Here is a 4779-nt window from a genome sequence, read left to right on the forward strand (position 1 = left end):
GGCGCAGATGCGCGTGCAGCGCGTCCGGCGGTTCGTCGCCGCGCTCGGCCACGAGGCCCGCGACGCGCTCGCTCGGCAGCACGGTCAGGCCGGCGTCGCGCAATCGCGCGGCGATGTCGTCCATGACGCCGAGCCGCACCCAGGCCGCGTCGCCGCCGCCGCCCGGCAGACTCACCGGCGCGACGACGAGCAGGTTGCGCGCGGCCGGCGGCGTTGCCGGCTCGCTGCGCCACGCAAATCCGATGAACACGAACGCGGCGGCGGCGAGCACCGCGAGTGCGACGGCCCGGCCGCGCGTGCGGCGCGATGGCGGCGGAGCATCGGCGCGCGTCGCCGTGTCGCCGGCAGCGGCAGTCGTTGCCGTCGAATGCGTCGGCAGCGCACCCGGATCGATCACCTCGGTCGTCGCGACCCACTGGTAGCCGAAGCGCGGCACGGTGCGGATGCTGATCTGGTCGTTGCCGCTGTCGCCTACCGCGCGGCGCGCACGCAGCAGCGTCTGCGCGAGCAGCGCGTCGCTGACGTCGACGCGGCCCCAGACCGCGGAAATGAGTTCGTCGCGGCCGACCGCGCGGTCGCGGTGTCCGACGAGATAGGTCAGGCACTCGAGCGATTTCGGCGGCAGCGCGACGCGTTCGTCGCCGCGGCGCAGTTCGCGCGCCGCGGGATCGAGCAGGAATGCGGCGAAGCGATACGTCGAATGATTCATCGGCTGATCGCGCGGCGGCCGGCCTCCGCATTCGCTGGGCCTGCAACGATACGACACTGCGCCGCGCCCGCGACGGCTGGATCAGGGGAACCCCGATCGGGCGACTGCGCGCTCGCTGCAGTCAGCGGCCCAGGTCGTGCGGCGTGATCCAGCCCATCCAGATCGAGAACATCACGAGCAGGATCAGGCCCACCGACAGCGCGATGCGCCGCGTGAGCGCCTTTACCGTGCGATTGGTCGTACCCTTGTCGACCATCATGTAATACAGCCCCGCGCCGAGGTTGTAGAGGATGACGACCAGGAATGCGACGATGATGAGTTTGCCGGCCATGAACGAAGTACCCGCGGGGACGCGCTGCGCAACGCGCGAGTATAGGCGTCCGGCGCGATGAGCCGGCACTGGCGACGCCCGTCCGCGTTCGCGTGGCTGCTGCTGCTGGTCGGACTCGCCGTATTCCTCGGCCTGTCGCGCTGGCAGTGGGGCCGCGCGCACGAGAAGGAAGTCCTGCTCGCGTCCTACGCCGCCGCCGAAAACGCCGGGCTGCGGCAATTTGCCACGCTGCCCGAAACGTTGCCGGCCGAGGACTATCCGCGTGTCGCGGTGCGCGGACATTACGTCGCCGGCCGCGGCTACTGGCTCGACCAGCAGATCCACGAGAGCAAGGTGGGACGCCGCGCGCTGGCCGTGTTCGAGCCGCAGGGCTCGCCGCGCCGGCTGCTCGTCGATCTCGGCTGGGTCGCTGCGCCGCCGGGTCGGCCGGCGCCGGCCTGGCCCGATCTGCCGTTGACCGAGGTCGAACTCCACGGTATCTACGCGCCCGCGCCGGGCGGCGGCCTGCGCGTCGGCGGCGACGCGCTGCCGCGGCAGAACGCCTGGCCCAAGCTCACGCTGTTCGTCGACCTGGCGGCGGTCGGCCGGGATCTCGGCGCCGAGGTCGCGCCGCGGCTGCTGCTGCTCGACGCCGATCCGGCGTCGGGCTTCGTGCGCCGCTGGACGCCGGCCGTGATGTCGCCGGAGAAGCACCGCGGCTATGCGCTGCAGTGGTTCACCTTCGCGATCGCCGCAGTCGTCATCTTCGTCGTGCTGCATTGGCGAAAAAGCAAATAAGGAATCAGTGGATGGACGTTCAGACCAAGAAGCGCCTGCAGCTCATCGCGATCATGTTCGTGTTTCTCGCGCCGATGATCGTCGCGTTCGCGCTGCGCCTGGGCGACTGGCAGCCGAACCGGCTGCGCAACAACGGCATCCTCGTGAAGCCGCCGCAGGAACTGGCCGCCGATACGCCGCGCGCGACGCGCGACGCCGCGTTCGGCTGGAAGGACGCGCAATACCGCTGGACGCTGGTCCTGATCGCCGGTCCCGACTGCGCCGCGGCCTGCGAGCAGCGCCTCGCCGACGCCGAGAAGATCTGGTCGCTGATGACGCAGAAGGCCACGCGCCTGCGGCTCGCCGCGGTCGGCGTCGAGGCGACGCCGGTGCGGCTCGAAAAATACCCGCGCATCGAATTCGTCGCCTCGTCGGCGGCACCGCTGCAGGCGCTGAAACCCGCGGCAGCCGACACGGTCGCCGCCGCCGTCGTCGATCCGGCCGGCCTGCTGATGCTGCGTTTCGAACCCGGCTACGACCCTGCGGGCGTGCGCCAGGATCTCTCCCGCCTGATCCGCTGAAACCATGAATCCGAATTCCCGCACCCTGCGCAACCTCGCCTGGTTCGCCGTCGCCTTCGCGCTGCTCGTCATCGTGTTCGGCGCCTTCGTGCGCCTGTCCAATGCCGGTCTTTCGTGCCCGGACTGGCCGACCTGCTACGGCAAGCTGACCTGGCCCAAGCACGATCACGAGATCGAAGCCGCGAACGCCGCGTTTCCCGAGCGCGCGGTCGAGTCGCACAAGGCCTGGCGCGAGCAGGTGCACCGCTTCCTCGCGGGCGGACTGATCCTGACCACATTCGGCATGACCTTCCTCGCCTGGCGCCGGCGCCGCGACCTGCCGGCCATCGTGCCGGTGCTCGTCGCCGCGTCGGTGCTGATCGTGTTCCAGGCGCTGCTCGGCATGTGGACCGTGACCTGGAAGCTCAAGCCCATCGTGGTCATGGCGCATCTCGTCGGCGGGTTGTCCACGTTTAGCCTTCTGGCTTATGTCGCGTTGCGCCTGACCCTGCCGGCGCAGGGGCGCGCCGATACCGGCGCGCTGCGCCGCATGGCGATCGCCGGCATCGCGCTGGTCGCGCTGCAGATCGCACTCGGCGGCTGGACCAGCGCGAACTACGCCGCGCTGTCCTGCGGCATGGATTTTCCGACCTGCGCCGGCCGCTGGTGGCCCGCGACCGATTTCCGCGAAGCCTTCGTGCTGTGGCGCGGCATCGGCGTCAACTACGAAGGCGGCGTGCTCGACGCCGACGCGCGCACGGCGATCCAGCTGACCCACCGCATCGGCGCGCTCGTCGTGCTCGGCCATCTCCTCGGCGTGATCCTCGCCGCCTGGCGCCGCGGCTTTCGTCGCGACGCGCTGGCCGTCGGCATCGTGCTCGCCGCGCAGATCGCGCTCGGCATCAGCAACGTGATGCTCGGCCTGCCGCTGCCGGTGGCCACGGCGCACAACGCCGGCGCCGCGGTGCTGCTGCTGGTGCTGTTCGCGCTGCTCGTCCGGCTGCGGCGCGACGTGGCCTAGCCGGGGTTCCGCGCCGGCCAGCCGTGCGTGACCGCCGGCGGCACGATCCGACCAAAGCCGGGGGCGTCCTGCCGCCGGAAACGCCGGTGCCGCGCGCTACACTCGCGCGCATGTCTTCGCGCAACGGCAATACCACGCAGCGTCGCACGATACGGCCGCCGGCCGGTCGCTCGGGGCGTACCGGCTCGGCCTGCCTCGTCGTCATCCACGGCGAGAATCTCGGCCGCCGCATCGAACTGGGCGAGCAGGTCGTCGTCATCGGCCGCTCGCCCGACGTCGAGCTGCAGATCAATCACCGCAGCATCTCGCGCGAGCACTGCCGCATCTGGCGCGAAGCCTCGGGCTTCCGCATCCGCGATCTCGACTCCACCAACAAGACCTTCCTCAACGAGCAGCCGATCCTCGAAGCGGAACTGCGCGACGGCGACCATATCGGCGTCGGCGACAGCATCCTGAAATTCATGGAGCAGGGCTCGGTCGAGGCGCGCTATCACGAAGAGCTGTACCAGCTCGCGACGTCCGATCCGCTGACCGGCCTGTACAACCGCCGGCAGTTCCAGGAATTGATGGAAAAAGAGATTTTGCGCGCGACGCGGCATCTGCGCACGCTCTGTCTCGCGCTCGTCGACATCGATCATTTCAAGCCGATCAACGACCGCTACGGCCATCCGGCCGGCGACGGCGTGATCCGCGGCATCGCGCAGCTGCTGCGCCGCAACGCGCGCGCCGACCAGCTCATCGCGCGCATCGGCGGCGAAGAGTTCGCGCTGGTCTACGCCGAGCAGAGCCTGCCGGAAGCGATCGAATCGACCGAGCGTCTGCGCCGCGCGATCGAGGCGAGTCCGTTCGAACTCGGCGGCGCCCCGGCGACGGTCACGGTCAGCATCGGCATCGCGCAGTGGCGTCGCGGCATGAGCGCGCTGTCGGACCTCATGCGCGCCGCCGACGAACAGCTCTATCGCGCGAAGCAGAGCGGCCGCAACCGCGTCTGCCGCGCCGAAACCGACTGATCGCCACGCGCCGATGCGGCGTTCCTCCGCCCTCTATGCCGTCGGCATCGGCCTGCTGTCGGCGCTGTTCTTCACCGTCGTCTATGTACTGAACCGCGCGATGGCGCTCGACGGCGGGCACTGGGCCTGGACCGCGTCGCTGCGCTACGTCCTGACCCTGCCGCTGCTCGCCTGTGTGGTGCCGTTCAACGGCGGCTTCGCGCCGGTCCTGCGTGCGCTGCGCGCGCACCCGCTGCCGTGGCTGTGCTGGAGCGGCATCGGCTTCACGCTGTTCTGCGTCTGCCTGACCTGGGCCGCGGCCAGCGGTCCCGCGTGGCTGGTCGCCGGCAGCTTCCAGCTGACCGTCGTCGCCGGCATGCTGCTCGCGCCGCTGATCTATCGCGATGCGCGCG

At 70.4% G+C, this 4779-nt stretch carries 7 protein-coding genes; 5 read left to right on the forward strand and 2 right to left on the reverse strand.

Annotation, left to right across the window (positions count from 1 at the left end):
* Both VLF18_RS18950 and VLF18_RS18955 read right to left on the reverse strand, forming a co-directional pair.
* On the reverse strand, positions 1-709 hold a 709-nt coding region (locus VLF18_RS18950), incomplete at its 3' end, for a transcriptional regulator (RefSeq protein WP_325281191.1).
* A 121-nt stretch (positions 710-830) separates the two neighbouring features.
* Positions 831-1040 carry a twin transmembrane helix small protein gene (locus tag VLF18_RS18955; RefSeq protein WP_325281192.1) on the reverse strand — a complete coding sequence of 70 codons (210 nt, stop codon included), beginning with the start codon at positions 1038-1040 and terminating at the stop codon, positions 831-833.
* 57 nt (positions 1041-1097) lie between these two features.
* On the opposite strand from VLF18_RS18955, the gene VLF18_RS18960 reads away from it, so the two are divergent.
* From VLF18_RS18960 to VLF18_RS18980, 5 genes are all read left to right on the forward strand, one after another.
* Entirely contained in the window at positions 1098-1817 is a 720-nt protein-coding gene (locus VLF18_RS18960) for an SURF1 family protein (protein ID WP_325281193.1), read from the forward strand.
* A gap of 11 nt (positions 1818-1828) precedes the next feature.
* Positions 1829-2377: a hypothetical protein gene (locus VLF18_RS18965; protein WP_325281194.1), complete on the forward strand. Its 549-nt coding sequence runs from the start codon at positions 1829-1831 to the stop codon at positions 2375-2377.
* Between the two features lie 4 nt (positions 2378-2381).
* Positions 2382-3377: a COX15/CtaA family protein gene (locus VLF18_RS18970; protein ID WP_325281195.1), complete on the forward strand. Its 996-nt coding sequence runs from the start codon at positions 2382-2384 to the stop codon at positions 3375-3377.
* 86 nt (positions 3378-3463) lie between these two features.
* Entirely contained in the window at positions 3464-4387 is a 924-nt protein-coding gene (locus VLF18_RS18975; RefSeq protein ID WP_325281196.1) for a GGDEF domain-containing protein, read from the forward strand.
* A 13-nt stretch (positions 4388-4400) separates the two neighbouring features.
* Positions 4401-4779 (forward strand): multidrug resistance efflux transporter family protein (locus tag VLF18_RS18980; RefSeq protein ID WP_325281197.1); only part of this gene is annotated, 379 nt, incomplete at its 3' end.

Origin of the sequence: Tahibacter sp. (assembly GCF_035481375.1) — a bacterium.
GTDB lineage: Bacteria > Pseudomonadota > Gammaproteobacteria > Xanthomonadales > Rhodanobacteraceae > Tahibacter.